We start from the raw sequence: 1,396 nt of genomic DNA on the forward strand, positions 1-1,396 counted from the left end.
TGGCCCGCCGGAGCGCTCCCCCCCTGGCTGGCGCAGGCGGGCCAGCCAGGGGGGGAGCAGGCGGTCACCGTGCGTCTTCGGTAAGTTGAGGTTGCTTGACGACCATCAACCGAGACGGAGACCACGATGACCGAGGACAGGATCGCTCTTCAGGACCTGATTGGGAAGAGCGCCGACGCCGATTTTCTGCGCGAGATGGTTGGCTTTGCCGCCCAACGCCTGATGGAACTGGAGGTGGAAAGCCTGTGCGGCGCGGGTTACGGCGAGCGGACGGAGGATCGGCAAACCAAGCGCAACGGATATCGCGAGCGGACCTGGGAAACCCGTGCCGGCGCCATCGACCTTCGGATTCCCAAACTGCGGCGCGGCTCCTACTTCCCGGCCTTCCTGGAGCCACGGCGCACGGCGGAGAAGGCGCTGGTCGCGGTGATCCAGGAGGCCTATGTGCAGGGCATCTCGACGCGCAACGTCGATGACCTGGTCAAGGCGATGGGCATGACCGGCATCTCGAAGAGCCAGGTCAGCCGTCTGTGCCAGGACATCGACGAGCGGGTACAGGCGTTCTTGAACCGGCCGCTGGAGGGCGACTGGCCTTTCGTGTGGCTGGACGCCACCTATGTCAAGGTGCGCCAGGACGGCCGCATCGTCTCGGTCGCCGCCATACTCGCCATCGGCGTCACCACCGACGGCCGGCGCGAGGTGCTGGGCCTCGGCCTCGGGCTGTCGGAAGCCGAGACCTTCTGGAGCGCGTTCCTGCGCTCATTGACGCGCCGGGGGCTGCGCGGGGTGAAGCTGGTGATCGCCGATGCCCATCTCGGGCTGAAGGCCGCCGCCTCCAAGGTGCTGGGCGCGACACTCCAACGGTGTCGGGTTCATTGCATGAGGAACCTCCTGGCCTGCGTCGGCAAGGCCCACCAGACGATGGTCGCCGCCACCATCCGCACCGCCTTTGCCCAGGAGACCGCCGAGGCCGCCCACCAGGTCGCGAACAATGGCGACACGTCGCCGACAGCCTGCGCCCGCGCTTTTCCAAACTGGCCGCCTTGATGGACGAGGCCGAGTTCGACGTGCTGGCCTACATGGTCTATCCCAAGGACCTGCGCACCAAGCTCCACTCCACCAACCCCTTGGAACGCCTGAACGGCGAGATCAAGCGGCGCACCAACGTCGTCGGCATCTTCCCATGCGAAGCGGCCATCACCCGGCTGGTCGGCGCCCTGCTGCTCGAGCAACACGACGAATGGGCGGTGTCCCGACGCTACATGACCATGGAAAGCTTGGCCGTGCTGTGCAAACCTGCCGACGACCCGCTCGTCATCTCAGCGGAGTAAACCGGCAGCCTCAGCGCGCCGAGGTACACGAACCCTCATCAGACACCACGTCTCGGGGCACGATC

Annotated in this window: 1 pseudogene; it reads left to right on the top strand. The window is 66.4% G+C overall.

From position 1 onward, the window contains the following. Positions 1-126: 126 nt before the first annotated feature. A pseudogene (locus J2847_RS33870) lies at positions 127-1,331 on the top strand (IS256 family transposase). The last annotated feature ends 65 nt before the right edge of the window (positions 1,332-1,396 follow it).

Origin of the sequence: Azospirillum agricola, assembly GCF_017876095.1 — a bacterium.
GTDB lineage: Bacteria > Pseudomonadota > Alphaproteobacteria > Azospirillales > Azospirillaceae > Azospirillum > Azospirillum agricola.